The sequence below is a fragment of the Desulfoluna sp. CYM3A genome (assembly GCF_056829965.1).
In genome coordinates, this window is record NZ_CP186556.1 from 1,087,124 (window position 1) to 1,111,126 (window position 24,003).

Consider the following 24,003-nt stretch of genomic DNA (forward strand, 5'->3'; position numbering starts at 1 on the left):
GCGCCCTGAGTCCCACCTTCCCCTACATGGAGTCGGCCTGCGTTGAAGAGGACGTCTCGGATGTTTCCCCCGCCCCCGAGGGCCATGAACACATCCTGGTTGTAGACGACGAGGAGGAGGTGTGCATGGTGGAGCGGATGATGCTTGAACGGCTGGGTTATCGGGTCTCGGTGGCGTCAAGTGGCCTGGAGGCCCTTGACCTTATTGCCGCCGATCCGGATTCGGTGCAGCTCATGCTGACGGACATGACCATGCCCCAGATGACGGGCCTTCAACTTGTGGCCCGGGTGCGCGAGATGGGGTGCCTCATGCCGGTGCTTCTCTGCACCGGGCTTAAAGACGCGGCCCAGGAACGGGCCTCCAAGGGCCTGGGGGTGCTTGGTATCGTGAAAAAGCCGGTGAGTATGGGCGAGCTTGCGGACCAGGTGCGACAGGCCCTGGATACGGTGAGGGGCTGAAAGGGCGTCGGGCTGTGTGCGGGCACCCCGCGGGCATGTGCCGCGGGATGCCGGTTTTACTTGGTGCCGAGGCATTGGGGCCATGGCTTAGATGCTTGCAAATACTTCTCGAAGGGCGTCTGCCACCTGGACGTAGCTGACGTCGGCGTCGGGGTAGATGGTGTCAAAACGGGCCTGGAGCTCAGTGGCCAGGGGCTCCCTGAGGGCGGGGTCTACCTGGGCGATTTCGGCCAGGGCGCTAAGGGACTCGCCCCCGCCTGATGCGATGTCCATGGCAAGGCTGTCCATGTTGCCCGCCACAAAGGTGTTGATGCGCTGGTCGATGGCGAATTTTGTGGGCTCACCGCACTCCAGGGTGCCGGATGACATGCCGAAGGTCTGGTTGCCGCAGAGGCTGTTGAGGAAGGTGCCCAGAAGGTTCCAACCCAGCCCTTCTTTTTCTCCTATTGCTACCCTTCCCAAACCACATCCACAATCTTCAGATACCGTTTTGCCGTAAGTGGTACCGACCAACATAAACAGAATACCCAACGTGATAATACACTTTTTCATGGTTCTCTCCTGAAATGAAATGGTAGGTGAACGTGCCGCAAGTAAAATACGTTTACCGCGCTTTGCGGCAAGGGGGGAGTAAAGCTACGACGACAATATATGTAAAAAAAAAGATTTATTCAAGGGCTGGCTTTCCTTCTGCGAGATTTCGCAGTGTTGCGGCGAGCTTTTCCCTGTAGATGTCTCGCCATGTCATGAGGGCATCGGTGTGGACTTTGACCATTCCCACATGGTCTTGGGGGAGGCGGCGGCGTCGTAAAGGCGACGCCCGTGGTCGTAGGGGATCACGCGGTCCTTGGTACCGTGGATGATGAGTACCGGGGTGGGGGATAGGCGTTCAATGACCGGCCCGGGGCTGTGGCCGTTGGTGGCCATGACAAAAGAGAGGGGCCACTTGAGCCACTTCAGAACAGGAATGAGCCCGATTTTATCTCGCGCGATGGACCGGTAGGAAAAAAACGCACTGTCCACCACCACCCCCTTCAGGGGCACGTCCGGTGTTGCCGCCGCCGCAGCCACGGCATTGGCACCGCCCAGGCTCTGGCCAAAGGCGATGAGGCGGGTCGGGTCTACACCCGGGCGTGAGGCCGCGTACTTAAGAGCCGCCACAGAGTCTTCGAATACACCCCGCCTGCCGGGTTTTCCCTCAGAATCCCCATACCCCCTGTAATCAAAAAGGAAGAGGTTGAACCCCGCTTCAGGGAGCCACTCGACAAAGCCGTAATGGTTGGAGATATTGGCCGCGTTGCCGTGGAAGTGGATGACCGTTCCGAAAGGATCTGCCTGGGACGAGGCGATGAACCAGCCCGTGAGGCGGGTGCCGTCGAGGCTTTCAAAGGTGACCTCTTCGTAAGGGCGGTCCGGTGTCTGGTAGAGCCGGTTGTCCGGGTGGTAGAAGAGCCCGTTGGCGCAGCCGGTGAGAAAAAGAAGGAGCAGGACGATGAATGGGGTGTGACGTTTCATGGCAGATTCCAGTCTTGTGATGGTTGCTGGGCAGGCAGGCTCGTTATAGCACATGTCGCGAATTTGTGTTGACTGTTTTACATGTGTAGTATTGATTTTTCATGTATGATGTGGGACCGTTGGTGGCGTCGTGCCGGGACACCCTGAAGGCAAGGGCCGGTGCATTCCAGATAAACCTACAAGGAGGCGGTTCCATGGGCAAGGATGCATACATCATCATCGCAGAGAGGATGAATCGGAATCCCATGAGGGTTCCCCGGGTCGAGGGCGAGTTCACCCCTTCGTTTATTGAATACCTCAAGCTTGTGTACACCCCGGAAGAGGCGGAGGTGGTCCGGCACCTGGATGTGCTTCCCGCCTTTGTTACCTTTGAGCAGGTGGCCGAAGCCTCCGGCCTTTCCGTGGATGAGGTGGGGCGCCGCATCGAATCGGCCCATATCAAGAACGCCCTGGTGGGCATGGGCACCATGTTCTGCCTTCCTCCCATTCCCGTTCTCTTGAACCTCCATCATTTTTACAGCGACTTAAGGGAAGACGACCTTGAGGCCATCACCCTCTATCGTGATTTTTTCATCGACAAGGGCTACGGTCGCTACTACGAAACCAGCGAAGCGGGAAGCCCCGTGTTCAGGACCATCCCCGTGGAAGAGGCCATCCGGTGCGGGGAAAAGGTCATGACCTCGGAGGAGGCCCACAGCTTTGTTGAGAGCCTGTCCACCGAGGATTTTGTCATGGTGCCCTGTCCCTGCCGGACCCGGGCTGAAAAGGCCGGAGACCGGGAGTGCCGGGATAAGTTCCCCATCGGCAGCTGCATCATGATCGGTTTTACCGCCCTTCACTTCGAGAGCATCGGCCTTGGAAAGCGCGTGACCCGGAAGCAGGTCCTCTCTTACATGGATGAGATGATTCGCCTGGGACTGGTGCCCAACACCGAGAACGTGGAAAAAGAGAGCTCCACCATCTGCCTCTGCTGCGAGTGCTGCTGCTCCCAGGTAAGGGGCCGGACCCGCTGGGACAACCCCGAGTCCATCTCCCCCTCCAATTTTGTGCCCAAGGCAAACGACGACTGCGTCATGTGCGGCCAGTGCCTGGATCGCTGCTTTTTCGGGGCCCTCTCCCTGGACGAGGAGGCCGGAAAAGCCGTGGCCGATCCCACGGCGTGCATCGGCTGCGGCGTCTGCACCTTTGCCTGCGATGCCGGGGCCCTCAAGCTGGAACGCTTTGAACGCTCCACCCCCTTTGCCTCCACCGGCAAGATGCTCAAAGCCTTTCAGGCAGAAAACACACCTTAATGGAACGTGTCTCCGACGGGCAGGGGATACATCCCCTGCACCCCAAGGTCGCGAATGCTCCCGACCTTCGTTCCTCAGGTCCATCGCATTCGCTGACGGGCTTCGCCCGTGGTGAACGGCAAGGCGTATTCATTTGCTGTCATGGGGTCAGCATGTGTATGGGATAGGGAAATCTGCCTCCGGCGGCCCTGCCGGGGGCCGAACTTTTAGCCTGATTTATAAAACCGGGTTTGACAAACAGGTTTTGCCCAATTTTCTCAAAGCCTTCGCGGATGTCCTCGCCCTGAGGAACGAAGGGCGAGGACATCCGCAACCTGGGGTCCAGGGGATCATCCCCTGGCCGCCGGAGGCATGCTTCCGGCGCTTTTGACCATAAGAAGGCCTGTTTTTCCAGCCACGTTGATCATAGGGCACACGCTCACCTGTTGTCGAACCGGCCCTTTTCCCGTCGAAATCGTTTCTTATTCTCTTTCCAGCTCTCTTTGTCTTTTTTGCCGTTCTTTTGTTTGTGGGGAGTGGCCGGCAGGTCGTCGGAGTCGAGAAAGACGCTGCCCGGGGCGGGCTGCATCTGGGGCTTGGGTTTCTTTTTGGCGGTTTGTTTCTTGGGTTCGTCGGCTTTGGGAAGGCCCGGGCCGGAGAGGGCTTTGGCCGGGAGTTCGTGGGCCAGGTAGAGGTGGTCGGCGGCCTTTTGAAAGACAATGCCGTCGTCTTCGGCCATGGGCACATGGACGGTGAGGATGACCGGGGCGGGATCGATGCGTTTTCCGAGGCGTCTGGCAAAGGCCTTGTCCGTTGTCAGGCGGATGAGGGAATCGTCCGTGGGAGCGATGCCCCGTGCGTGGACCCTGGGCCAGGCCCTGCGGCGGATGACGGCGTAGAGTTCGCCTGGGATTTCGGCTTCGTAGCGGGGGAGTTCCAGGCGGCTCCGGTCTGCGGCGCGGATTTTCTTCTCCATTACCTCCACAGGGCAGGGAGAGACGGTGAGGCACACCTCTTTGATGTGGCCCTCCCGGATGTGTCGCCACCCCTCTTCTTCGGTGACGGCCTTGAGGAGTTCCTTGATTTTGACGTATCCCTCTTCATCGGGGACAAGCCCGAACTCATACGGGTCTACCCCCAGGGTGTAGGAGAGCATTTTTGCGAAGGCCTTGGCTGCTTTGATCTGGCTCATGATGTCACGTTTCCGATGTGTCCCTGCCGCTCCCACCACGAATTGAAAATGGCTGTTGCATTTTAAGCCGTTGATGGTAAGTCAAGAGAGTCTGTTTCTAAGGACGAGCCGGGCTCCCTTTTGCCTGCGGCTCCGACCCCGTATTTTGATTTCCATGATGGCCCTAAAAAAGTCAGGGCACTGATTTTTGCCATCGCATCATAACACAAGGAGCTTTGAACGCGTATGGATACAACATCAAAAGCGCTTTTTGACCGGGCACAGGTCGTGATCCCCGGTGGTGTGAACAGCCCGGTAAGGGCCTGCAAGTCCGTTGGACGGGATCCCCTTTTTATTGAACGCGCCAAGGGCGCCCGGGTGTATGATGCCGACGGCAACGGATATCTGGATTACGTGGGCTCCTGGGGCCCCATGATCCTGGGGCACGCCCCGGAGCGGGTGAATGCGGTCTTGCGAGACGCCATTGAAAAAGGAACCAGCTTCGGCGCCCCAACCGAGATGGAGATCGAGCTGGCCGAGCTGGTCATCGACACCGTGGCTTCCGTGGACGTGGTGCGCATGGTGAACTCCGGCACCGAGGCCACCATGAGCGCCATCCGCCTTGCCCGCGGCTTCACAGGCCGGGACGTGGTAGTCGTTGATCAGCTGCTGCCGGCCACGCCGACTCCTTTCTCGTGGCAGCCGGTTCCGGTGTGGCAACCTACAACATCGCGGGCAGCCCCGGTGTGCCCGAAGACACCATCAAGCACACCCTCTCCATTCCTTATAACGACATCGACAAGGTGCGTGAGGTCATGGCCTCCATGGGGGACAAGGTGGCCTGTATCATCGTGGAGCCCATCGCGGGCAACATGGGCTTTATCAAGCCCCAGAACGATTTTCTCAAGGTCTTAAGGAAGAGGCCGGAAAAGCGCAGAAGCCCTGCTCATCGTGGACGAGGTCATGACAGGCTTCCGCGTGGCCCTGGGCGGCGCCCAGTCCCTCTACGGCATCACCCCGGATTTGACCACCATGGGCAAGATCATCGGCGGTGGTCTTCCCGTTGGCGCCTATGGCGGCCGAGCCGACATCATGGCCCACATCGCCAGCGGCCCCGTCTACCAGGCCGGGACCCTCTCCGGTAACCCCCTGGCCATGGCCGCGGGCATCGAGACCCTGAAAGCCATCCGGGAGCCCGGTTTCTACGAGGCCCTCTCCGCAAAAACCACCCGCCTGGTGGACGGCCTGAAAGGTGCCGCCGCCAAAGCAGGCGTCCCCTGCACCGCCGACACCGCGGGCTCCATGTTCGGCCTCTACTTCACCGCCGGACCCGTTGCCAACTTCGAGGATGCCAAGACCTCCAACCTCGATCTCTTCAGCGCCTACTACAACCGAATGCTCGAAGAGGGCATCTACCTTGCGCCCTCCCAGTTCGAAGCCGCCTTTGTCTCGGCTGCCCATACCGACGAGGACATCGACACCACCATCGCCGCCGCAACCAAGGTGCTGGGCGAACTGGCCGGATAGGCAGGGAAAGAGCCTGAAGCATGCCTCCGGCGGCGAGGTGTGCCACCTCGAAAGTGTATTGCCCTTGCGATTTTTCCTTCGTACCTCAGGAAAAATCGTAAGGCCGGTGCCGTAGTATCCCCTCGTTCCTCCGGTTACATCACATCCGCAACCTGCTTTTAAGATCGTCTTGAAATTAGGTTCAAATCAAAAAAACGAAGCACTCGCTAACCTGGAGATATGATGCAGAAGACACCCCCACATCACCTGAAATCCTCGTTGAACACAATCCCCGAAGGGGTGAAGCGCGTGCATCTCATTGCCGTGTGCGGCACGGGCATGGGGGCCCTGGCCCTGATGCTTAAAGAGATGGGCCTTGAGGTGACCGGTTCCGATAACGGGATCTACCCGCCCATGAGCGATCTGCTCGCCGACAACGGGATTACCCTGCTGGAGGGGTTCAAGGCCGAGCACTTAGGGGATGCCGACCTGGTGGTGGTGGGCAACGCCATCCGCAAGGACAACCCGGAGGCCTTGGCTTTAGGTGAGCGGGGCCTGCCTTACTGCTCGTTTCCCGAGGCCGTGGCAGGTTTCTTTGGCCGTGGAAAGCGCACGGTGGTGGTGGCAGGGACCCACGGCAAGACCACCACATCGTCCATGATGGCCTGGGTGCTGGAGCATGCGGGCAAGGACCCCAGTTTTATGATCGGGGGGGTGCTGCAGAATTTTTCCCGCAACTGCAAGGTGGGCAAGGGCGAGTTTCTGGTGGTGGAAGGGGACAAAGGTACAAAACACGCGTTTTAATGGCAACCAAGTTTCTGCACTACGACCCCGAGGTGACGATCCTCACCAGCGTGGAGTTTGATCACGCCGATATCTATGACGACCTTGCCGATGTCATGGGGTCTTTTGGAAAATTCATGGGCCGCCACCGTCCCGGGGCTGCTGTGGTGGCCGGACCCGGCACACACGTGGCCGAGGTGACGGCCGACGCTCCTTGCGAGGTGTTGACCTACGGACTTAGCGGAGACCCCCTCTGGCGTTCCGAAGTCTTGACAGCCACGGCACCGGCCACCTGCTTCCGCGTTTTTTACCAAGGGGAGCTTTACGGGGAGTATACCCTGCCCATGCCCGGGGGCCACAACGTGGAGAACGCCGTCGCCGTCATCGCGGCCTGTCATCGCCTCGGCCTGGATCGGCGCGAGGTGGCAGACGCCCTTGCCACGTTCAAAGGGGTCAGGCGTCGTCAGGAGATCCGTGGAGAAGAGGATGGCATTCTGGTCATGGACGATTTTGCCCATCACCCCACGGCCGTTGCCAGCACTCTGGGGGCGGTGCGCTCTTTTTACCCGGACCGGCGGCTTGTGGCTATCTTCGAGCCCCGCACCAACTCGAGCATGCGCAATGTGTTCCAGGAGGCCTATGCCACGGCCTTTGACTCAGCGGACCTTGTGTGCGTGCGCACCCCGCCCAACCCGGAGAAGGTCCCCGAAGGGGAGCGGTTCTCCTCCGATGCCCTGGTGAGTGCCCTTTCGGCCTCGGGTAAGGAGGCACACTGTTTTCCTGACGCTGGGGCCATCGTTGATTTTTGCAGGGCCAACGCCCGGAAAGGAGACCTCCTCATGGTGATGTCCAATGGCGGCTTCGAGGGAATCCACGGACGCCTGCTGTCCATGCTGGAAGCCCGGGAGACGTGCGGGACCGCATGATCCCGGGGCCTTAGTCCTTGCACCCTTAAGATGTATCGTATTACTATTTGGTTTATTTCCCGGTGACGGCCTCATGAGCCCGCACGCCGTTTTGTGTTATTCCCACATTCATGTATGGACGACGGAGCCCATCCTTATGTTGAAGACCCTCCGGCTCATCAGCAGGGCTTATTTCGCCGTTTGTTTTCCCGGCGCAATCGCGACGACATGATCATGGGGGAGGTGTTGACCACCCGTGACGTGATCACGCCCGCCGAGCTGGAGACTGCCCTGGACGTGCAGAGAGACCGGCTGTTTCAGCAAGGGGTGGCCGTTCCCCTGGGAAAGGTCATCGTGGAGCTCTCCTACGCCACGGAGGAGGAGATCGTCACGGCAGTCAACGAGCACTACCGTATCCATGTCACCTCCCTGTTAAAAAAAGACAATACTCGCAAGCTGATCCGTGGCATCGGCGATTCCCTCACCGGGAGATATTCCCGGCCCCCCCGCAGGATCCCATCTGGCTTCAGCTCTCGGTGACCATGACCGTGGTGATGCTCCTGACCGTGGGGCTTTTAAGCTACGTGATCCTGGAGCGCCAGAAGGAAAAACTCTACAATCACGCGGTGAAGCTGGGCATGGTGAGCCTCGGTTACTTTGCCAGCAACGCCAAGATCCCCCTCCTTGAAGACAACATCCTTTCCCTCAACGCCCTGATCCAGAACGCCGAAGGGGTGGACGGCCATCTGTACGCCCTCATCGTTGACAACAACGAGGTGATCAAGGCCCATACCGATTCGTCCCGCATCGGTAACACCATGGTGCGCTACCCGCCCACCGGACCGGTGGGCTCCCGGGGCGAGGTGACCTCTTCACCGTCAGCGCCGAAGGTGCGGGGCAGGTTTTGAACATGAGTGCTCCCATCGTGTTCAAGGAGAAGCGACTCGGCGAGGTGCACGTGGGGCTCTCCATTGATTTCATCGACCAGCTTTTCCTGGACGAGCGGGCCTTTCTTGTCATCAGCACCATGATCATCTGCCTTATCGGCCTGGTGGTGGCGGTGCTGTTCGGCCGTCGTTTTTCCAAGCCCATCTCCGGCCTTGTGAACCGCAGGCCACCCAGGAGTTTGCCAAGGAGGTTCCAGGCCATAGGTCAGGACGCCGTCAGCAACGATGAACTCGGCCGTCTGGCCACGGCCTTCAACCGCATGGGCAAGGAGCTTTTCAAGCAGACCATGATGCGGGAGTCCTTCGGCAAGTACGTGGGGGCCGACGTGTTGGAGCTGATCATGCAGACCAGGAACAGCTGGCTCGAGGGGTTGAGGATCACCGCCGTGTCTGCCCGACGTGGAGTGTATTCGCGAAACCCGGGCCCCGGAGGTGCTGGTGGAAGAACTTAACAGCTACTTTGAGATCGCCACCTCCATTATCCTCAAGCATGGGGGGTATGTGGACAAGTTCATCGGCGACGCGGTGCTGGCCGTGTTGAGGATTTCTCGATTCGAGATCCGGAGACCATGGGAACGGTGTGTCCGGGCTGCCGTGGAGATGCAGCAGGCGTTTCGCCAGGCCGGCGAGTCTGGCCGGAACCCGCTTCTCTCCCGGGTGGGGATCAGCATCAAGAGCGGAGTGGTTGTGGCGGGCAGCATCGGCTCCCAGGCAAAGATGGAGTACACGGTCATCGGGGACACGGTCAATGTTGCCGCATACATTAACGCCCTGGCCGAGGGCGGTGAGATCGTTGTGGGAAGCAGCGTCATGGAGAGGCACAGGGACATGCTGGAGGTGGAGTCCCTGGTGCCCCAGAAGGTCAAGGGGCGCTCCGGGCTGGTGGAGGTGTACCGGGTGACGGGGATACGCGATTATGGAAATTAAATCCGAACGACGGCTGTGGGTTGTGCTGCTGGCACTTTTCTTTTTGGGGAGTGCCTGCACGGCGCGTCCCTGGCACCACGATGCCGGGGAATATGTGGTGGTGCAACCCGGCCCCGGAGAGAGCCTTGAAAAAGTAGCTGCTGATTTCGGCGGGGGGGACGCGGGCCTTCCGGCCGTCAAAGCCCTGAACCCGCCCGGGCTGACGCCTGCCAACACCCCTTTGCTTGTTCCCACAACCCCTGCCTATGATCTGGGAATCCGATCGGACGGCTACCAGGCCGTGCCGGTTTTGACCTATCGGTGGATTGATGGGGAGCACGGCACCATCTGAATCCGTCGGGAAACGTTTGCAGGACGACCTGCTCCAGTTGAAGACCATGGGGTCTGCCCTGTTGACGCCCGAGGCCTTTCTCGGATTTATCCGCATGGAGAGGTCGGTTTCCAAGGGGGCTGTGCTCCTTGCCTTTGAGGTTCGCGATGCCGAGGGGTTCAGAGACTTCCTGGCAAAGGTCGGCCATATGAAGCTTACCGGGCTCTACTGGACGACTCCGAGGTGGGGGCGCCCGGGCAGCTGACGTGGGAGGAGGTGGCGCAACTTGCGCAAGGCGGACTTGAGCCCGCCCTGCTTCCGGCTGAGGCCAGGGGGCTCTCGTCCCCTGCGCCCAAGGAGAGCCTGGTGGGTTACACACGCCGTGTCAAGAAATCCATCACCTCCTCCCATGAACGCCTGGAGAGTCATACGGGGGAACCCGTTCGGTTTGCCGCGTATCCGGACGGCACCGGCAACAGCGTGTTGGCCTCGGTGATGGTCTCTTTGGGGACCAAAGGGATCTTTGTCCTGGGAGACGGAGGAAATCCTTTTTTCTGCGACAACCTGAGCATCGTGCGTATGGATGTGGGGGGACGCGGGGCTGAAGAGCCCCTGGACCGTTATCTTGATACCTTCAGGGAGGCGAGGTTGGCATGGTGAGGTCGTGTCGTATTTTCTGGGTGGCGGCCTGCCTGATGATTCTGGGGGGCTGCGGGATTCCCATGGTCCCCCGTTCCGAGGTGCCCTTTCCCGATGCCTTGCAGGAGCGCGCCCTGGCCCTGGAGGCCCGGGGGGATATCGTGGGGGCCATTCGGTATTGGGAGGCGTCGGCGGCAGTGTCCCGTGAGAAGCTCGCTTCCCTTCACGCGCTTCGCCGTGAGCACATCCAGGGAGAGCTCGCGGCTGCGGACACGGCTCTGAATCGGGGCGATACGGACGAGGGGATTCGGCACCTCCTCATGGTGTTGCGCATGGACCCGGGCCATGGAGGGGCCAAGGAGCGCCTTCGCGGGACCCTGTCCCGACACCTGGTGGTTCCCTGCACCGTGAGGAAAGGGGAATCCGCCACGGACATGGCCCTTCGGGTGTATAAGAACGTCCGGCTTGCTCCCCTGGTGGCGGCCCTTTACGGCGATGACCTGGTCGCTGGAGAGTTGCTTCGGTTGCCCGAAGTGGAGGCCTCCCTGGTGGCCGCCCAGTTCAGCTACGGCCGTTCCATTGCAAAGGCGCGCAGGGATTACAGGAGCGAGGCCTGGGGTTCCCTGCTGGCCGTTTCCGAAGGATGCCTGGCTATTAGCCGGGGATGAGGAAGCCCTGTATTTAAAAAACACCGCAGCCCACAACCTGGCTGAAGCATTGTTCCGGCGGGGCCTACGGGGAGGCGCTGGCCATGGCCGGGTGGATGCCTTCAGAACGAAAAACCACAAATCAAGGAGATCCTTGCCATCCAGGCACGGCAGCGTGATGGAGAAGGTTCGCACAAATACCCAGCGCCTTCGCGAGGCACAGGCTGTCTGGAACAGATCCCCTTTGTGACGTGCCGGGATGTGCTGGAGGGCGTGGATTCAGGTTTCCCCGGGAAAGAGGCGCTGGCGGCGCAACTGAACCGGACGCTGAAAGCCAGAGCGGAGAGCCATTATCGAAAGGGGGTTCGTCTGTTTCTTCAGGAAAATCTTACCGGCGCCATTGCCGAGTGGCGAAAGAGCCTTATCTTGAATCCGGAGCATGCCAAGGCCGGAGAGGGTGTAGAAAATGCCGGGCGCCTCCTTGAAAAAGTGGAGGGCATCCAGCCGGGCAAGGGGAGGCACACACCATGACAGTGGATCTGGTCACCATGGAATCCCATGGGGCAGCGCACAACGAGGTGAGAGATCTGTTTCGGCTGATGTGGCCCGGAGGCAACGAGGTCTTTCTGGATGAGTCCTGGGACGATGTGGAGCGTCTTTATCGGGGAGAGTGGCCGGGATATTTGCCCCTCCGAGAAGCCATTCACAACCTGACCCACGTGGTCACCGTGACGCTTGCCATGGCTCGCCTTCTTCACGGTGCGGTGCTCGACGGCCACCGGGTGACAGCGGAAGAGGGGCTTCTCTGCCTGGTGACGGCTCTTTTTCACGACGCGGGGCTGATCCGGGGCGTGGATGACCCCGAAATCACGGGGGCGGAACTCACCAAAAGGCATGTCCCGCGTGGTATGGAGATGCTCGGGGCGTATCTCGTCGGCCATGGATGGGACCGGGCCTCCTGTGGCTTTGCACGGTCTCTTCTTGCATGCACCGAGCTTGAGGCCGACATGCGCTCCATCCGGTTCGACACCGGAGAGCGCCGGTACATGGGGGAGCTGCTGAAAGCGGCTGACCTGGGCGGTCAAATGGCCGATTGCCGGTATGCTGAGAAGATTCTGCTTTTGGCCCAGGAGCTTCGCGAGGCGGATAAAGAGGCCTTTTTCAGTGAACGGGATCTTGTGATGAACACCCCGGCATTTTGCCGGAAGGGCCTAGGGGAGATGGTGGACGGGGACGGCAAGGGCGTGCTGGATCATTTTCGGGACGCGACTTTGAGGGCTTGCGGATGGACCGTAATGTCTATACTGATCAGATTTCAGCGCAGATTTCGCTTCTGGAAGAGGTGGTTGCAAGGGGAGGCGACGCCTACCGGGCTCACCTTCGAAACGGGGTTGTGAAAATGGGTTGTCCCCCTCGCAATTTCGATGCTATATATCCAAAACAGTAACCAGATCGTCTTATATACTCACGAATGATACCGCACCTGACCCGGCGGAGACGCTGCGGGCAGAGCGTCCGATCCCCATATCACAGACAAACCGATCGGTGCAAAGGAGACAGGTACCCTATGGAAGGACTGGCTTGGGATGATTCCTGCGGGTCAGAACTCCATTGATCGACGAGCGCAATCAGCGCCTTATGGAAATAGCGATGAAGCTCCAGGAGCTCACCGCTGTGAAACGGAAAAAAGAAGAGGATTTTGAGAATATCGGCGAAGCCCTTGCCGATATCATGGAGTTTGCCAGGATGCACTTCAACGACCGAAGAGGAGCGTATCCTGGTGGGAAAGCAATACCCCGAATTGAACCAGCACAAGCGTGAGCACAAGCGGTTCATCAAAAAGATCATGGGGTTCCGTCGCCTCTTTTCCGAAGATCCCGCAAAGGTGTCCGAGGACGCGCTGGCCTATGTGATCTCGTGGCTTCCCGCGCATATCAAGGAGGAGGACGCACGTTACGCCCCCTTTATCCGCGTCCAGAACTACCTGGCGGAGTGCCAGGCCATGGGGCGCCGCGGACGCAGCTGATCCGGGGAAGATTCCGCACAGACACGCGACACAAAAAAAAGGGGATCAGGCCACATGTGCCTGGTCCCCTTTTTGTGTTGCGGGTCGGTGAACTATTCGGGTTACGCGTCCTCGTCTGAGGCCTCGTCGGGCTTCACACCCAGGACCAGCTCGTTGAGGATTTCGGTGATAACGGGTGTCTCCTGTTCGATGGCATAGAGGCGGTCCCTGTCGAAGATGGTCTCCGTGTCCGGCAGGTCGAAGGTGAATTCGCTCTGCTGGCGGATGGCCTCAAAAAGGATGGACAGGGAGTAGCAGGAGAGATTCTCGAAAAAGAGGCCTTCGTCCACCTGATCATCTTCCTCGTCGGGCGTATAATCTTTCTGGGCCTGGGTCAACTCGGTGACGGCGGAGAGGAGCATCATGGAGTTCTCGTCTCCGAAGGGCTCTTCGTCGGAGTCCTAGCTCAGAACCGCCATGGCAAGAAAAAGTTTTTGCCGCGATCAACGCGTTCAAGCCATTCCTCCTCCAGGTTGTGGGGCAAAACCGCTTCCGCTCCCCGTGAAATGACTTCGTCCATAAATCGGTTGATGCTCATGACAATCTCCTGTTGCGCAGGCAGCCCTGCGGGTTGAATCGGAAGCGCTTAAGGGCTTCTGATGGTTTGATGGGCGGCATTATGGCACACTCTTACAAAAATGTGAAACCTGTGGGGGAAGAGAGTCTGTCAAAGCACGATGGGTAAGGCCTTTGGGGCCGTGGTGCTTGATACAGGGTATGGGTCGGTGTTTACCATGGTAAACAGGGCTTGACAAGGGATGGTGTGTCCCGCTAACTTAAAGTTAACTTTAAGAGAAGAAAGGTTTGAGAGTAGCCGTTCGGAAGGCCAGCAATATACCATATAAGGAGGACTGGCATCAAGTCTGGAACTCAGTGCTTCAACCATTCGGTACTACGAAGAAAAGGGGCTGATCTCCCCGGCTCGAACCCCCGGGAACCAGAGGGTCTACACGGCCAAGGACAGGGCCCGCCTGAAGCTTATTCTGAGGGGCAAACGGTTTGGGTGTTCCCTGGAAGAGATCGCTGAGATCATCGGCCTTGCCAGCACGGGAGTTGGAATGAGTGGCAGATCGAAATGAGCCTTGCCTATGCGGAGAGAAAGATCGAGGAGGTCAGGGAGCGCAAACGGGAGCTGGATCTCATGGAAAAGGATATACGGGCCATGAAAGAGGCCCTGGAGCTTCGCCTGCAGGAGCTGAAGAGATGACGAGATCATTTTAAAGCCTTATAAATGTTTGCCCCCGGCAGGGCCGCCGGAGGCCTTACGTCCATAGCTGTTCAGGTTGGTTGGTGACGATGAAATCAATCCAAAGGGAGGGGCAATGTTCGATTACCTGTTGAGCCCGGAAGCCCTTGCGTTAAGGGACGAGGTGCGGGAGTTTGTCAAGGCGGTGCCCAGGCAGCTGCTCATCGACATGGACAACGACAAGGTGCAGTTTCCCAAAGAGTTTCTTCAGGAGGCGGGGCAGCGCAACCTCATGGGATGCCGCTACCCAGAGGCCTGGGGAGGGCGGGGTCTGGACTGGGTGACCACAGCCATGGTCATGGAGGAGGTGGGGGTACTGGGCTACATCATGGCCTGCACCTTCGGCGTGGGGGCGGAGCTGGTGTGCGATGCCATCATTCTCCACGGCACCGACGCCCAGAAGGAAAAATACGTGAAACCCCTTCTTAAAGGGGGAGGGGCTGCCGCGGCCGAGTGTCTCACCGAGCCCCGGGGCGGTTCCGATTTTTTCGGCACCAACACCACGGCCGAGGACAAGGGCGACCATTTTCTTTTAAGCGGCCAGAAGCGGTTCATCGTAGGCGGTGAAGGGGCGGACTATTTTCTTGTGTACGCCCGCACCGACGAAGGGGCCGAGCCCCATAAGGCCCTCACCTGCTTTATCGTGGATCGCGGACCCGGTGTGAAGGTGGAGTATCTTTACGGGCTCATGGGGTGCCGGGGGTCCGCATTATCTTCGACCGGGTCAAGGTCCCCAAGGAGAACATCGTGGGACGCCTCAACGGTGCCTTTGCCGTGTTCAACACCATGATGATTCCCGAGCGGCTCGGTACGGCCGCCATGACCATCGGCGCCGCACGCCCCGCCCTGGAAGTGGCCACAGCGTACACCACCAAACGACGGGCCTTCGGAAAGACCATCAACCGCTATCAGGGGGTGAGCTTTCAGGTGGCCGAGGCGGCCATGCTCCTCGACGCAGGCCGACGTGCGATCTACACCACCTGCCGCGCCGTGGACGAGGCCGTGGAACCGGCCCGCATCCGTCGCCTGGTCTCCGAGTCCAAAAAATTTGTCACCGAGGCCTGCCAGACCGTGGCGGATAAGTCCATGCAGGTGATGGGGGGCATCGGGTACACAACCATCTATCCGGTGGAAAAAATTGTCCGGGACCTGCGGCTCGCCTCCATCTGGACGGGGACCAACGAGGTGATGTCCCTGATCATCGCCGGGGAGTGGTACGACGAGCAGGCCGCCGCACGCAAGGAAGGGCAGACCCGGGACTGTGAAACCGACGCCGAAGAAGCCTTTGCCGCCGATGAAAAGATTATGTAGCCCACGGGTGAGTTGACAAACCGATCCGCCGGAGTTATTCCGTAAGTAAAGGAAATCCAAAACGGGGCCCACTCCCCTGTGCCGGAAGAGTGACATGGGCCTCTCAAAAACGGTTGCCACATGTCATACCCCACGCGAAATCTACCGAATTAGGGGAGGCGCGAGTGCAACTCGCGGCTGCCTTCATGCATTCGCCACAGGGCTTCCAGGTGTCCCCACCTGGTCGCCGGAGGCAACTGAACAGTTACCCTTTTCTTACAACCTGGGAGGCCGGATGCTGCACGTTGTTCCCCACGACGCCGCCGGAACAGACGGTGGTACTTCTCCACGGCTCCATGAACACCCGGCGCCAGTGGCGTACTCTTTTTGACGAGCTTACGCCGACCCATCGCCCCGTTGCCGTCGACCTGACGGGTTATGGGGAGGCGCCCTTTCCCGACCCGGAGGAACACCTCACTCCATGGAGGCCGAGGCCGAAAGGGTCCATGGGCTTGTGTACGGCCATTTGCAGACCCGTGGTCCCTGTCACCTGGTGGGCCACTCTTACGGAGGGGCCGTGGCCCTGTGCTATGCGGTTATGTTCCCCGGGGCCGTCAAGAGCTTGGTGCTCTTCGAGCCCATGTGTAACCATGTCCTCGACGAGACGGGTCACCCCCTTCAACACGACGGCAGGGCCCTGATCGGTCGTATTACGGAGCTTCACGACCGTGGAGATGACGAGGGTGCCGCCCGGGAGTTTTTCAACAGCCTTACGGGTACGGATGGCTTTCACCTGCTTCCGGACGGTGCCCGCAAAGCCCTTTCATCGGGGGTAGGCAGAGTGCTTCTGGATTCAAGGCCCGCGGTCTCCACCCCCCTGACCCTTTCGGATTACGGGCAAATCGACTGTCCCGTCTGTCTTGCCACCGGTCGGCACAGTCCGGTGCTCACCACCGCCATCTCAGCCATTTTGGGCCGCCAGTCTGGCAACCGGGCCCATGAGCTGTACCCCGAGATGGCATTAAGCCCTGTTTTACACACCTCGGAAGTCGATACCCTGGTGAAGGACGTTGGACTCGGTGTGACCGCTGGGGCGGATTCTGCTTTAATAGCCTTTTTTTCTTTTGCTTTTGGTGTCTTGTGCTCTACTGGTGAATAATGTTACGTAATGTGAACATGACGACAGGGCGTCCGTCAGGGCGCCTAAAATCACCATGATGGTACGGGCAACCAAAGGGAGAAGGGGATGAATAGAAGCAGAAGGAGCGTTGCAGGCTGGGGTGGGGCGGTCGTTTTCGTTGCGGCTTTTTTCTTTTTCGGCAGCGGGGTGTGTGCGGAGGTCATGGTGGCCGACCCTCTGGCCCGGGTGAAGCGATCCCTTGAGACGAGTCGCTCTCTTTCCGATTACACGGCGGTCCTTGTGAAGCGGGAGCAGTTCGAAGGCAGCCTTGGCCCGGAAGAGGAGATCCTCTTTAAATACGCCCAGCCGGGTCGGGTGTATATGCAATGGATCGGAAAGGTCAACAAGGGGCAGGAGGCCCTGTACGTCAAAGGGGAAAACGAAGACCGTCTAAAGGCCCATAAGGGCGGTTTTTTGGGGCTGGTTACGGTGAACGTGGATCCCACGGGCAAGATGGCCATGGAGGGGCAGCATCACCCGATATTCCATGCAGGCATCGTTTTTACCACGGAAGTCGTTCTCCGCGACCTGGAGAAAGGCTTGAACCGCAATGAAGTCCGTGTGATGGACCGGGGCCGTCAGAGCCTGGACGGCCGTGAGGTGGTGGTCGTGGAGGCGTTTTTCCCGGAAGAGGTGAAAGGGGCTGTCCACACAGTTAAAAAAGGGGAGACCCTCTGGGATGTCGCGGACCGATACGATCAGGACATGTTCGTGATTCTTTCGGTGAACAAGGGCGTGGACACGCCGCAGGATATCAGGGAAGGACAGGCCCTGACGATTCCTGATTACTATTGTCGTCGTTCCGTCAGCTATTATGACGCGGATTCTGAGCTTCTCGTGAAGATCGAGAATTATGACTGGAACAACACCCTATCGGCGTGTACCCGCTCCGGGACCTGCAGCTCAACGTGGGGTTGAGCAGCTATGATTTTGACCCCGATAACAAAGGCTATTCGTTTTGATGGCGGGGCTGGAAATTACCGCCTTCCTTTGAGCTGAATTGACGCAACGGATCGAGACAAAAAAACCCGGCGAAAGCCGGGTTTTTCAGTCTTATTCAAGGCCTGACACGGCCTGCGTGTGTCGTGGAAACGGACGACGGCGTGATCAATAAAACTCTTCACGCTTGAAGTGGGAGGCATCACAGGCATCGTTGAGGTTGCCGCCGGACGTTTCCAGAAGGCTCGCGATGGTGATACTGTCCAGGGATTCGTACAGGTTGCGCGTTGCATCGGCCCAGACGGTGCGCACCCTGCATTCGTCGGAGAGTTTGCACCCTTCGGGGTCTGCGACACACTCCACGAGATCGCTCTCGCCTTCGAATTTTCGGACGATTTCACCGAAGGTGATGGCCTCGGGGTCTGCCATGAGCTTGTATCCGCCCTTGGGCCCTCGAAAGCTGGTGATGTACCCGTCTTTTTTAAGGTCGCGAATGATCTGCTCCAGGAATTTAACGGGGATGTCCTGAAGCCTTGAAATGACGCCCACCTGAATGGGATCGCCCTCTTTATGGCGCGCGAGTTCAAGAAGTACTCTGACGGCATATCTGCTTTTGCTGGATAGTCTCATATGTTTTTTACCCGAATATCAAGAGAGTCTGTGCCACGTTTAAGTCCCTGATGTCTTTTCCCTGTGTATGGTATGCTCCGCGTCGTGGCCCGGGGCACGACCCCCATGGGGCGCTTTTGGCTCGACCCTGAGGCATCTTGAGCGGAAGCAATCCCGGTAAATGGACGTCTGACGGGACTAAAAGATTATGTTGCCGGGGGAAGTTCTGTCAATGAAAACTTTAAAAGGACACTTCAGGGGGAAAGTTGTGCCCATGCCGATGAACAAAAATGAATGTCAGCCTCTGGAATAAAAGGGCTGTCAAGGGGCGGGCCGTGTTCAGGGCGCGGGGTCCGGCTCATCGGCAGAAGGGGTGTCCAGGGCACCGAGCTCTTCCGGGGAGGGCAGGTCGTCCACGCTGTTGAGACCAAAGAGTTCCAGGAAGTGACGTGTGGTGGCATAGATCAGCGGACGCCCGGGGATCTCTTTGCGCCCGGCCACCCGGATCAGTCGCATGTCCAGGAGGCTTCGGATAATTCCTCCGGAGTCCACTCCCCTCAGGTACTCCACCTCGCTTCGGATCACCGGCTGGCGATAGGCGATGACGGCCAGGGTCTCCAGGGCGGCCTTGGAGAGCTTCAGGGACGGGGCCTGGTCGGTCCGGGCGGTCCAGCCCGGCGAGCCGCTGTGCGGAACTGGTAGCCTCCGGCCACCCGGACAAGGTGGACGCCGCCGTCCCGGGCGGTGTATTCGGCCACAAGTTCACGGACCGTTTCCGGCACCCTCTCTTTTTCCGTTTCCGGGACCAGGCGACGGAGCTTGTCCATGGACAGGGGGTGGGGGGCGGAGAAGAGGAGGCCCTCGACGATCTGTTTAAGGGTTGGCTGGGGCATGGAGGGCTGTCTCCTCATGGGCCGGAGGTTCCGGCATGGGGGCAAAAACGCGGATGATACCGCTCTGGACGTGTTGCATGATCCGCAGGCGGCCCTGTTTGGCCATCTCCAGAATGGCCAGGAAGGTGACCACCAACTCGGCCTTGGACTCTTTGGGATGGAACAGGTCGGTGAACAGGACGGATCCTTTCTGTGCCAGCTTTGCTGCCACCTCTTCGATTCGCTGGCGGACGCTGAGCTTTTCCGTGGAAAAGTCCACGGCATGATCCCGGTAGCGTCCTGCCATGAGTTCTTTGTAGGCGTTGACCAGGTCCATGAGGTCGGCTTCCACGAGCCGGTCTTCCCCTGCAGGTGGTTCCGGCGTGGGCTCCCGCTCCTGGCGAGCAAAACCCGGGGGCGGTGCCGAGCATCTCCGGTCCCGGCGTCGGAAGCCCGTTTCATGCGCAGGTACTCCAGCAGGGGCCGCGCAATCTCCATACGGGGGTCTTCATCCTCCTCGCCCCCTGTCGGGGGGAGGAGCATGCGCGACTTGATGTGGGTGAGGGTGGACGCCATGAGGAGAAAATCACCGGCAAATTCGATGTCCAGGCTCTTCAGCATTTCCAGATAGGCCATGTACTGCTCTGTGATGATGGCGATGGGGATATCGAGGATATCCATGTCGTTTTTGATGACCAAGTGGACCAGAAGGTCCATGGGGCCCTCAAAGACATCGAGCTTGACGGCGTAGCGGGTACCGAAGAGTCGGTTCATGGCGTTCCTGTTTCCGTGTGCGGGGTTATCCCAGGGGGGTGAACCCCACGGCTTCCCGGATTTCCTTTAGGAAGGGGACGCTGTACTCACGTGCCTTGTCCCTGCCCTTGATGAGTTCGGCCTCAATGTCTCCGGGGTTGGCGATGAGCCGGTCGTAGGTGTCCCGGAAGGGGGAGAGGGTTTCGTTTAAGTACTCGAAGAGGAACTAGTACGCAGGCAATACCGGCTTCATAGCGTTTTTTCACATCGGCAACTTCGTCTTCGGAGGCAAAGGCCCGGAAGATCTCAAAGAGGGTGCACCCTTCGGTGGACTTGGGCTCACCGGGCTCCAGGGAGTTGGTCTTGATCTTCATGATGTGTTTGCGCAGCTTTTTCTCGGGGAGAAAAAGGGGAATTGTGTTGTTGTAGCTCTTGCTCATCTTGCGGCCGTCGAGGCCGGAAAGGACGGCCACGGAGTCGTCGATCATGGCTTCAGGGAGCACAAAGTGTTCGCCGTAGTGGTGGTTGAAGCGGGCGGCGATGTCCCGTGCCATCTCAATGTGCTGGATCTGGTCTTTTCCCACGGGAATTTTGTGGGCCTTGAACATGAGAATGTCTGCGGCCATGAGGATGGGGTAGCTGTAGAGCCCCATGGTGATCCCTTTGTCCGGGTCACCGGTGCGGTTCTCTTCGTTGGCCTGGACCTTTGCCTTGTAGGAGTGAGCGCGGTTCATAAGACCCTTGGCCGTCATGCAGGTGAGGACCCAGGTGAGTTCCGGGATCTCGGGGATGTCCGACTGGCGGTAAAACACGGCGTTGTCGGTGTCCAGGCCTGTGGCAAGCCATGTGGCCGCCACTTCCATGCTGGACTGCCTGAGTCTTTCCGGGTCGTGGGAGCTGATGATGGAGTGGTAGTCCGCCAGAAAATAGAAGGAGCGGACATCGGTTCTGCGGCTCGCTTCGATGGCGGGCCGGACGGCCCCGACGTAGTTGCCGAGGTGGGGGGTGCCGGAGGTTTGTATCCCTGTCAGTACGGTCTCTTTCATCGCGTTCATCCTTAGGGTGGTGTTCCGCAAGGGGTGCGGAACACCGGGTATCTATGCAGTCAATAAGGCGGCCCCTTGGCGGGGTCACACGGTGTCTCTTTTTTAATCCTCAAGGCGGGGCTGGCCCACCGGGTGCCCCCCTTCTATGCCGGAAAAAAGGGGAAAGATCAAACGTCAATCGGTTTGTCTCGGGCGGGTCACCCCTTTAGGTAGCCGGCGGCAAAGGCCAGCTCGTCGTCTCTGTCCTTGAGCTGGCCGTCGAGTTTGGCGGCCAGGGTGTCTGCCAGGATCTCACCGTAGCGGGGGCCGGGTTTGAGGCCCAGGGTCTTGAGGTCACGGCCCCTGATGGACAGGTTGATGTGGCGGAGCTGGCTCATGTAATGGGAGATGGCTTTTTTGATGGCCTCGTCCTTTGAAATGGCCATGACGTACAGGAGCAGCTCGGTCCTCAAGGGGGAGAGCTGCCGATGCAGGTCGCTGTTGGCGGCGGGCAGGCCGTGGGTGAGCCAGATGTAAGCTCCCCTGGCATGGAATCGTTCCTCGGTGAGGATTTTTCGGTGTTTTGGGGGCAGCATGAGGCGCCTTGCCACCACCTCGGAAACCTCCCGGTCGCAGGGGGCCAGCAGGGTCAAAAAGTAGATGATCCAGCGTTCGATGGGTTCGTCCGTGTACATGAGGTCATGCCAGGCCAGGACTTTTTTGGCTTCGTCCAGCTGGTCGATGAGCTCGTTGTGCCGGGTGATGCCCGGGTGGATGATCTCCATGAGGCCCAGGTCGAAAATCCGCAGGATGGACGGGATGGGGTTCTCCTCTTCCAGGATCTGTCGGAACTCGTTGAAAACCCGAAGGCCCCCCAGCTCCCGGAACACGTCCAGGTGGATGGCGTTCTTGATCATCTCCCGGGTGACCTTGCCGATGGTGAACCCGAAACGCTGCTCGAACTTGATGGCCCGGAACACCCGGGTTGGGTCCTCCACAAAGCTCAGGTTGTGCAGGATCCTGATGCGTTTTTCCTTGATGTCCCGCTGGCCGTTGAAAAAGTCGGTGAGGGTGCCGAACCCGTCGGGATCCAGGCGGATGGCCAGGGTGTTGATGGTAAAATCCCTGCGGTACAGGTCAAGCTTGATGGAGCTGGTTTCCACCTCGGGCAGGGCGGCCGGGGAGGGGTAGTACTCCATGCGGGCCGTGGCCACATCCACCTTGAACCCGTCGGGGAAGATGATCACCGAGGTGCCGAATTTGGTGTAGGTGTTGATGCGGGCCCCCATCATCTCGGCAAAGGCCTTGGCAAAGGTGATGCCGTCCCCTTCGATGACGATGTCGATGTCGTCGTTTTGCCTTCGCAGGAGCAGGTCCCGCACAAATCCGCCCACCACAAAGACCCCGTAGCCCATGTCGTGGGCTACGCGTCCGATCTGTTTGAGGAGGTCGAGGATCTCTCCGGTGAGGCGTTCCCGCATGAGGGAGACCACGGGTTTCTGTTTCGGGTAGTGGGGCGGGGCGCTGACTTCGCTGCCTTCGGGGCGGGCGTGCTCCTTGCTGTAGACCAACAGGTTGAGCAGGTCCGTGCGGGTCACCACCCCTGCCACGCGGTCGTTTTCTATAATGGGCAGGAGCCGCTGCTTGTCGCCGATGATGCGATCCACCAGGGTGTTGAAGTCGGTGTCCGGGCTGGCCGTGGCCACGGAGGAGAACATAAAGTCCTGCACGGGGCAGGCTCCCAGGTTGTGGGAGAGGGCCCGCTCAATGACCTGGCGGGTGATGTAGCCCAGGAGCTGCTCGCTCTCGTCGTCGAAGGTGGTGACCACCAGGGCGTTGATGCTGTAACGGGTCAGGAGCCGCGACGCCTCGGACAGGGGCAGGAGCGGTGCGGTGGTGATGGCCGGGGCGCTCATGAGGTGACGGGCCGTCCGGATGGGTTTGACCCGGGCGGCGAGCAGGGCGCCGAGCCTCTCCTCCACCTGGGCCAGGGGCATGTTGCGGATGGAGGCCGAGGCGGCAAAGGGGTGGCCGCCCCCACCGAGATCGGATAAGATGGCCCCGCAGTCCACCTCGGGCAGGCAGCTTCGGGCCACCACATGGATACGGTTGCCCATGCCGGCCAGGACGAAAAGGACCCCCAGGCTCTCCATGCGCATCATTTTCTGCACAAGTGTCGCCAGGTCCGGGATATACTCTTCCAGGGCCAGGGTGACCAGGGTGACCTCCACCCCGTTGATCATCCGTCGCTCGGATCGGTTCAGCATCTCGTTGATGAGGGCCACCTGGGCCGGGTCCAGCTCCTTTGCGATGAGGCTGGAGACGATGTCCAGGTTGGCACCCAGGGAGACGAGCCATGCCGCGGCTTCAAAGTCTTCCGGGGTGGTGGACGCGTAGGTGAAGGATCCGGTGTCCTCGTAGATCCCCAGGCAGATGATGGTGGCCTCTTCTTTGGAGAGCTCGATGCCGCGTTCCCGGATGAGTCCGGTGAGGATGGTGGCGGTGGCGCCGGTGGGGCGGATGACCTCAAGGGCTCCGGACAGGGCGTCGGGCAGGTCGGGGTGGTGATCGTAAATGTGGATTTCCGGAGCCTGCTCGTTAATGATGGCGGCCACCTCCCCTAAACGGGAAAGGTCCCGGGTGTCCACGAGGACCACCCGGCTGACCCGCTTGCCGGCAATGTCGGTGCTCCGTTTCATGTTGAACAGATAGAGCAGGGAGCTGATGAAAAAATTTTTCAGGTTTTTTTTCTCTCCGGCGTTGGGCAGGACCACCACGGAATCGGGGTAGAGTTTATGGGCGGCAAGGACCGAGGAGATGCCGTCAAAATCAGCGTTGATGTGGGTGGTGATGACGGTCAGGCCGTCCTGGCTGGCTGGGTTGGTTTCGTGCACGGGCTCCCCTTTTAAACGTCTGTGGTGGCCGGGAAGAGTGGAACCGGGGTT

At 59.5% G+C, this 24,003-nt stretch carries 34 protein-coding genes and 2 pseudogenes; 24 read left to right on the plus strand and 12 right to left on the minus strand.

Annotated features, from left to right (window positions below; genetic code table 11):
• Positions 1–26: 26 nt before the first annotated feature.
• Entirely contained in the window at positions 27–458 is a 432-nt protein-coding gene (locus ACOYW1_RS05785; protein ID WP_482422021.1) for a response regulator, read from the plus strand.
• 87 nt (positions 459–545) lie between these two features.
• Here the strand turns inward: ACOYW1_RS05785 and ACOYW1_RS05790 are convergent, their stop codons facing one another.
• Together ACOYW1_RS05790 and ACOYW1_RS05795 are read right to left on the minus strand one after the other, a co-directional pair.
• Entirely contained in the window at positions 546–1,010 is a 465-nt protein-coding gene (locus ACOYW1_RS05790) for a DUF3015 family protein (protein WP_482422022.1), read from the minus strand.
• Positions 1,011–1,202: 192 nt separating this feature from the next.
• Positions 1,203–1,973: an alpha/beta hydrolase gene (locus ACOYW1_RS05795; RefSeq protein WP_482422023.1), complete on the minus strand. Its 771-nt coding sequence runs from the start codon at positions 1,971–1,973 to the stop codon at positions 1,203–1,205.
• Positions 1,974–2,167: 194 nt separating this feature from the next.
• Between ACOYW1_RS05795 and ACOYW1_RS05800 the strand changes: the two genes are divergently transcribed.
• Positions 2,168–3,265, plus strand: a complete 1,098-nt coding sequence (locus tag ACOYW1_RS05800; protein ID WP_482422024.1) for an ATP-binding protein — start codon at positions 2,168–2,170, stop codon at positions 3,263–3,265.
• 418 nt (positions 3,266–3,683) lie between these two features.
• On the opposite strand, the gene ACOYW1_RS05805 is transcribed toward ACOYW1_RS05800, so the two are convergent.
• Positions 3,684–4,436, minus strand: a complete 753-nt coding sequence (locus tag ACOYW1_RS05805) for an RNA 2'-phosphotransferase (RefSeq protein WP_482422025.1) — start codon at positions 4,434–4,436, stop codon at positions 3,684–3,686.
• A 225-nt stretch (positions 4,437–4,661) separates the two neighbouring features.
• On the opposite strand from ACOYW1_RS05805, the gene ACOYW1_RS05810 reads away from it, so the two are divergent.
• From ACOYW1_RS05810 to ACOYW1_RS05885, 16 genes are all read left to right on the plus strand, one after another.
• Positions 4,662–5,330, plus strand: coding sequence for an aminotransferase class III-fold pyridoxal phosphate-dependent enzyme (locus ACOYW1_RS05810; protein WP_482422026.1), 669 nt, complete (start codon positions 4,662–4,664; stop codon positions 5,328–5,330).
• A gap of 27 nt (positions 5,331–5,357) precedes the next feature.
• The gene (locus ACOYW1_RS05815; protein WP_482423670.1) at positions 5,358–5,942 is read left to right on the plus strand and encodes an aminotransferase class III-fold pyridoxal phosphate-dependent enzyme; all 585 of its coding nucleotides are present in this window, start codon (positions 5,358–5,360) and stop codon (positions 5,940–5,942) included.
• A gap of 219 nt (positions 5,943–6,161) precedes the next feature.
• Positions 6,162–6,725, plus strand: coding sequence for a Mur ligase domain-containing protein (locus ACOYW1_RS05820; RefSeq protein WP_482422027.1), 564 nt, complete (start codon positions 6,162–6,164; stop codon positions 6,723–6,725).
• Positions 6,725–7,630, plus strand: coding sequence for a glutamate ligase domain-containing protein (locus tag ACOYW1_RS05825; RefSeq protein WP_482422028.1), 906 nt, complete (start codon positions 6,725–6,727; stop codon positions 7,628–7,630). The genes ACOYW1_RS05820 and ACOYW1_RS05825 overlap by 1 nt, the downstream gene beginning before the upstream one ends.
• Before the next feature lie 213 nt (positions 7,631–7,843).
• Positions 7,844–8,149, plus strand: a complete 306-nt coding sequence (locus ACOYW1_RS05830) for a hypothetical protein (RefSeq protein ID WP_482422029.1) — start codon at positions 7,844–7,846, stop codon at positions 8,147–8,149.
• Positions 8,150–8,151: 2 nt separating this feature from the next.
• Complete coding sequence (locus tag ACOYW1_RS05835) at positions 8,152–8,517, plus strand: hypothetical protein (protein WP_482422030.1); 366 nt, start codon at positions 8,152–8,154, stop codon at positions 8,515–8,517.
• A 2-nt stretch (positions 8,518–8,519) separates the two neighbouring features.
• On the plus strand, positions 8,520–9,008 hold the full coding sequence (locus tag ACOYW1_RS05840; protein ID WP_482422031.1) for a hypothetical protein: 489 nt from the start codon (positions 8,520–8,522) through the stop codon (positions 9,006–9,008).
• Positions 8,995–9,483 carry an adenylate/guanylate cyclase domain-containing protein gene (locus ACOYW1_RS05845; RefSeq protein ID WP_482422032.1) on the plus strand — a complete coding sequence of 163 codons (489 nt, stop codon included), beginning with the start codon at positions 8,995–8,997 and terminating at the stop codon, positions 9,481–9,483. Before ACOYW1_RS05840 ends, ACOYW1_RS05845 begins: the two co-directional genes overlap by 14 nt.
• Positions 9,473–9,814: a hypothetical protein gene (locus ACOYW1_RS05850; protein ID WP_482422033.1), complete on the plus strand. Its 342-nt coding sequence runs from the start codon at positions 9,473–9,475 to the stop codon at positions 9,812–9,814. The genes ACOYW1_RS05845 and ACOYW1_RS05850 overlap by 11 nt, the downstream gene beginning before the upstream one ends.
• 16 nt (positions 9,815–9,830) lie before the next feature.
• A complete protein-coding gene (locus ACOYW1_RS05855; protein WP_482422034.1) occupies positions 9,831–10,058 on the plus strand; it encodes a hypothetical protein in 228 nt (75 codons plus the stop codon).
• An 11-nt stretch (positions 10,059–10,069) separates the two neighbouring features.
• Entirely contained in the window at positions 10,070–10,453 is a 384-nt protein-coding gene (locus ACOYW1_RS05860; protein ID WP_482422035.1) for a polysaccharide deacetylase family protein, read from the plus strand.
• A complete protein-coding gene (locus tag ACOYW1_RS05865; RefSeq protein WP_482422036.1) occupies positions 10,447–11,100 on the plus strand; it encodes a hypothetical protein in 654 nt (217 codons plus the stop codon). Before ACOYW1_RS05860 ends, ACOYW1_RS05865 begins: the two co-directional genes overlap by 7 nt.
• 252 nt (positions 11,101–11,352) lie before the next feature.
• A complete protein-coding gene (locus tag ACOYW1_RS05870; RefSeq protein ID WP_482422037.1) occupies positions 11,353–11,610 on the plus strand; it encodes a hypothetical protein in 258 nt (85 codons plus the stop codon).
• Positions 11,607–12,476 (plus strand): hypothetical protein, encoded by an 870-nt coding sequence (locus ACOYW1_RS05875; protein WP_482422038.1) that lies wholly within the window; start codon positions 11,607–11,609, stop codon positions 12,474–12,476. Before ACOYW1_RS05870 ends, ACOYW1_RS05875 begins: the two co-directional genes overlap by 4 nt.
• Positions 12,477–12,729: 253 nt before the next feature.
• Positions 12,730–12,900, plus strand: coding sequence for a hypothetical protein (locus tag ACOYW1_RS05880; RefSeq protein ID WP_482422039.1), 171 nt, complete (start codon positions 12,730–12,732; stop codon positions 12,898–12,900).
• On the plus strand, positions 12,860–13,105 hold the full coding sequence (locus tag ACOYW1_RS05885) for a bacteriohemerythrin (protein ID WP_482422040.1): 246 nt from the start codon (positions 12,860–12,862) through the stop codon (positions 13,103–13,105). Before ACOYW1_RS05880 ends, ACOYW1_RS05885 begins: the two co-directional genes overlap by 41 nt.
• A 101-nt stretch (positions 13,106–13,206) precedes the next feature.
• Here ACOYW1_RS05885 and ACOYW1_RS05890 read toward each other — a convergent pair whose 3' ends face one another.
• Together ACOYW1_RS05890 and ACOYW1_RS05895 are read right to left on the minus strand one after the other, a co-directional pair.
• Positions 13,207–13,509 carry a hypothetical protein gene (locus ACOYW1_RS05890; protein WP_482422041.1) on the minus strand — a complete coding sequence of 101 codons (303 nt, stop codon included), beginning with the start codon at positions 13,507–13,509 and terminating at the stop codon, positions 13,207–13,209.
• A gap of 41 nt (positions 13,510–13,550) precedes the next feature.
• A complete protein-coding gene (locus tag ACOYW1_RS05895) occupies positions 13,551–13,682 on the minus strand; it encodes a hypothetical protein (protein WP_482422042.1) in 132 nt (43 codons plus the stop codon).
• Between the two features lie 346 nt (positions 13,683–14,028).
• Between ACOYW1_RS05895 and ACOYW1_RS05900 the strand changes: the two genes are divergently transcribed.
• The 6 genes and pseudogenes from ACOYW1_RS05900 (at position 14,029) to ACOYW1_RS05925 (ending at position 17,778) form a co-directional block, all read left to right on the plus strand.
• Positions 14,029–14,223: a MerR family transcriptional regulator gene (locus ACOYW1_RS05900; RefSeq protein ID WP_482423671.1), complete on the plus strand. Its 195-nt coding sequence runs from the start codon at positions 14,029–14,031 to the stop codon at positions 14,221–14,223.
• Complete coding sequence (locus ACOYW1_RS05905; protein WP_482422043.1) at positions 14,220–14,351, plus strand: hypothetical protein; 132 nt, start codon at positions 14,220–14,222, stop codon at positions 14,349–14,351. The genes ACOYW1_RS05900 and ACOYW1_RS05905 overlap by 4 nt, the downstream gene beginning before the upstream one ends.
• Positions 14,352–14,466: 115 nt before the next feature.
• Positions 14,467–15,180 carry an acyl-CoA dehydrogenase family protein gene (locus ACOYW1_RS05910; protein ID WP_482422044.1) on the plus strand — a complete coding sequence of 238 codons (714 nt, stop codon included), beginning with the start codon at positions 14,467–14,469 and terminating at the stop codon, positions 15,178–15,180.
• Positions 15,138–15,701, plus strand: a complete 564-nt coding sequence (locus ACOYW1_RS05915; protein WP_482422045.1) for an acyl-CoA dehydrogenase family protein — start codon at positions 15,138–15,140, stop codon at positions 15,699–15,701. Before ACOYW1_RS05910 ends, ACOYW1_RS05915 begins: the two co-directional genes overlap by 43 nt.
• A gap of 451 nt (positions 15,702–16,152) precedes the next feature.
• A pseudogene (locus ACOYW1_RS05920) lies at positions 16,153–16,839 on the plus strand (alpha/beta fold hydrolase); the annotation flags it as partial.
• Between the two features lie 87 nt (positions 16,840–16,926).
• Entirely contained in the window at positions 16,927–17,778 is an 852-nt protein-coding gene (locus ACOYW1_RS05925) for a DUF1571 domain-containing protein (RefSeq protein WP_482422046.1), read from the plus strand.
• Between the two features lie 189 nt (positions 17,779–17,967).
• Here the strand turns inward: ACOYW1_RS05925 and ACOYW1_RS05930 are convergent, their stop codons facing one another.
• The 7 genes and pseudogenes from ACOYW1_RS05930 to ACOYW1_RS05960 form a co-directional block, all read right to left on the minus strand.
• Entirely contained in the window at positions 17,968–18,429 is a 462-nt protein-coding gene (locus ACOYW1_RS05930; protein ID WP_482417110.1) for an RrF2 family transcriptional regulator, read from the minus strand.
• Between the two features lie 318 nt (positions 18,430–18,747).
• Entirely contained in the window at positions 18,748–19,158 is a 411-nt protein-coding gene (scpB, locus tag ACOYW1_RS05935) for an SMC-Scp complex subunit ScpB (protein WP_482423672.1), read from the minus strand.
• Positions 19,047–19,301, minus strand: a complete 255-nt coding sequence (locus ACOYW1_RS05940) for an SMC-Scp complex subunit ScpB (protein WP_482423673.1) — start codon at positions 19,299–19,301, stop codon at positions 19,047–19,049. Before ACOYW1_RS05940 ends, scpB begins: the two co-directional genes overlap by 112 nt.
• Positions 19,282–19,632: a segregation/condensation protein A gene (locus tag ACOYW1_RS05945; protein WP_482422047.1), complete on the minus strand. Its 351-nt coding sequence runs from the start codon at positions 19,630–19,632 to the stop codon at positions 19,282–19,284. Before ACOYW1_RS05945 ends, ACOYW1_RS05940 begins: the two co-directional genes overlap by 20 nt.
• A gap of 164 nt (positions 19,633–19,796) precedes the next feature.
• Positions 19,797–20,054, minus strand: a pseudogene (locus ACOYW1_RS05950) (segregation and condensation protein A); the annotation flags it as partial.
• Positions 20,055–20,176: 122 nt separating this feature from the next.
• Positions 20,177–21,079, minus strand: a complete 903-nt coding sequence (trpS, locus tag ACOYW1_RS05955; RefSeq protein WP_482422048.1) for a tryptophan--tRNA ligase — start codon at positions 21,077–21,079, stop codon at positions 20,177–20,179.
• A 197-nt stretch (positions 21,080–21,276) separates the two neighbouring features.
• Positions 21,277–23,952, minus strand: coding sequence for a CBS domain-containing protein (locus ACOYW1_RS05960; protein ID WP_482422049.1), 2,676 nt, complete (start codon positions 23,950–23,952; stop codon positions 21,277–21,279).
• Positions 23,953–24,003: the final 51 nt, after the last annotated feature.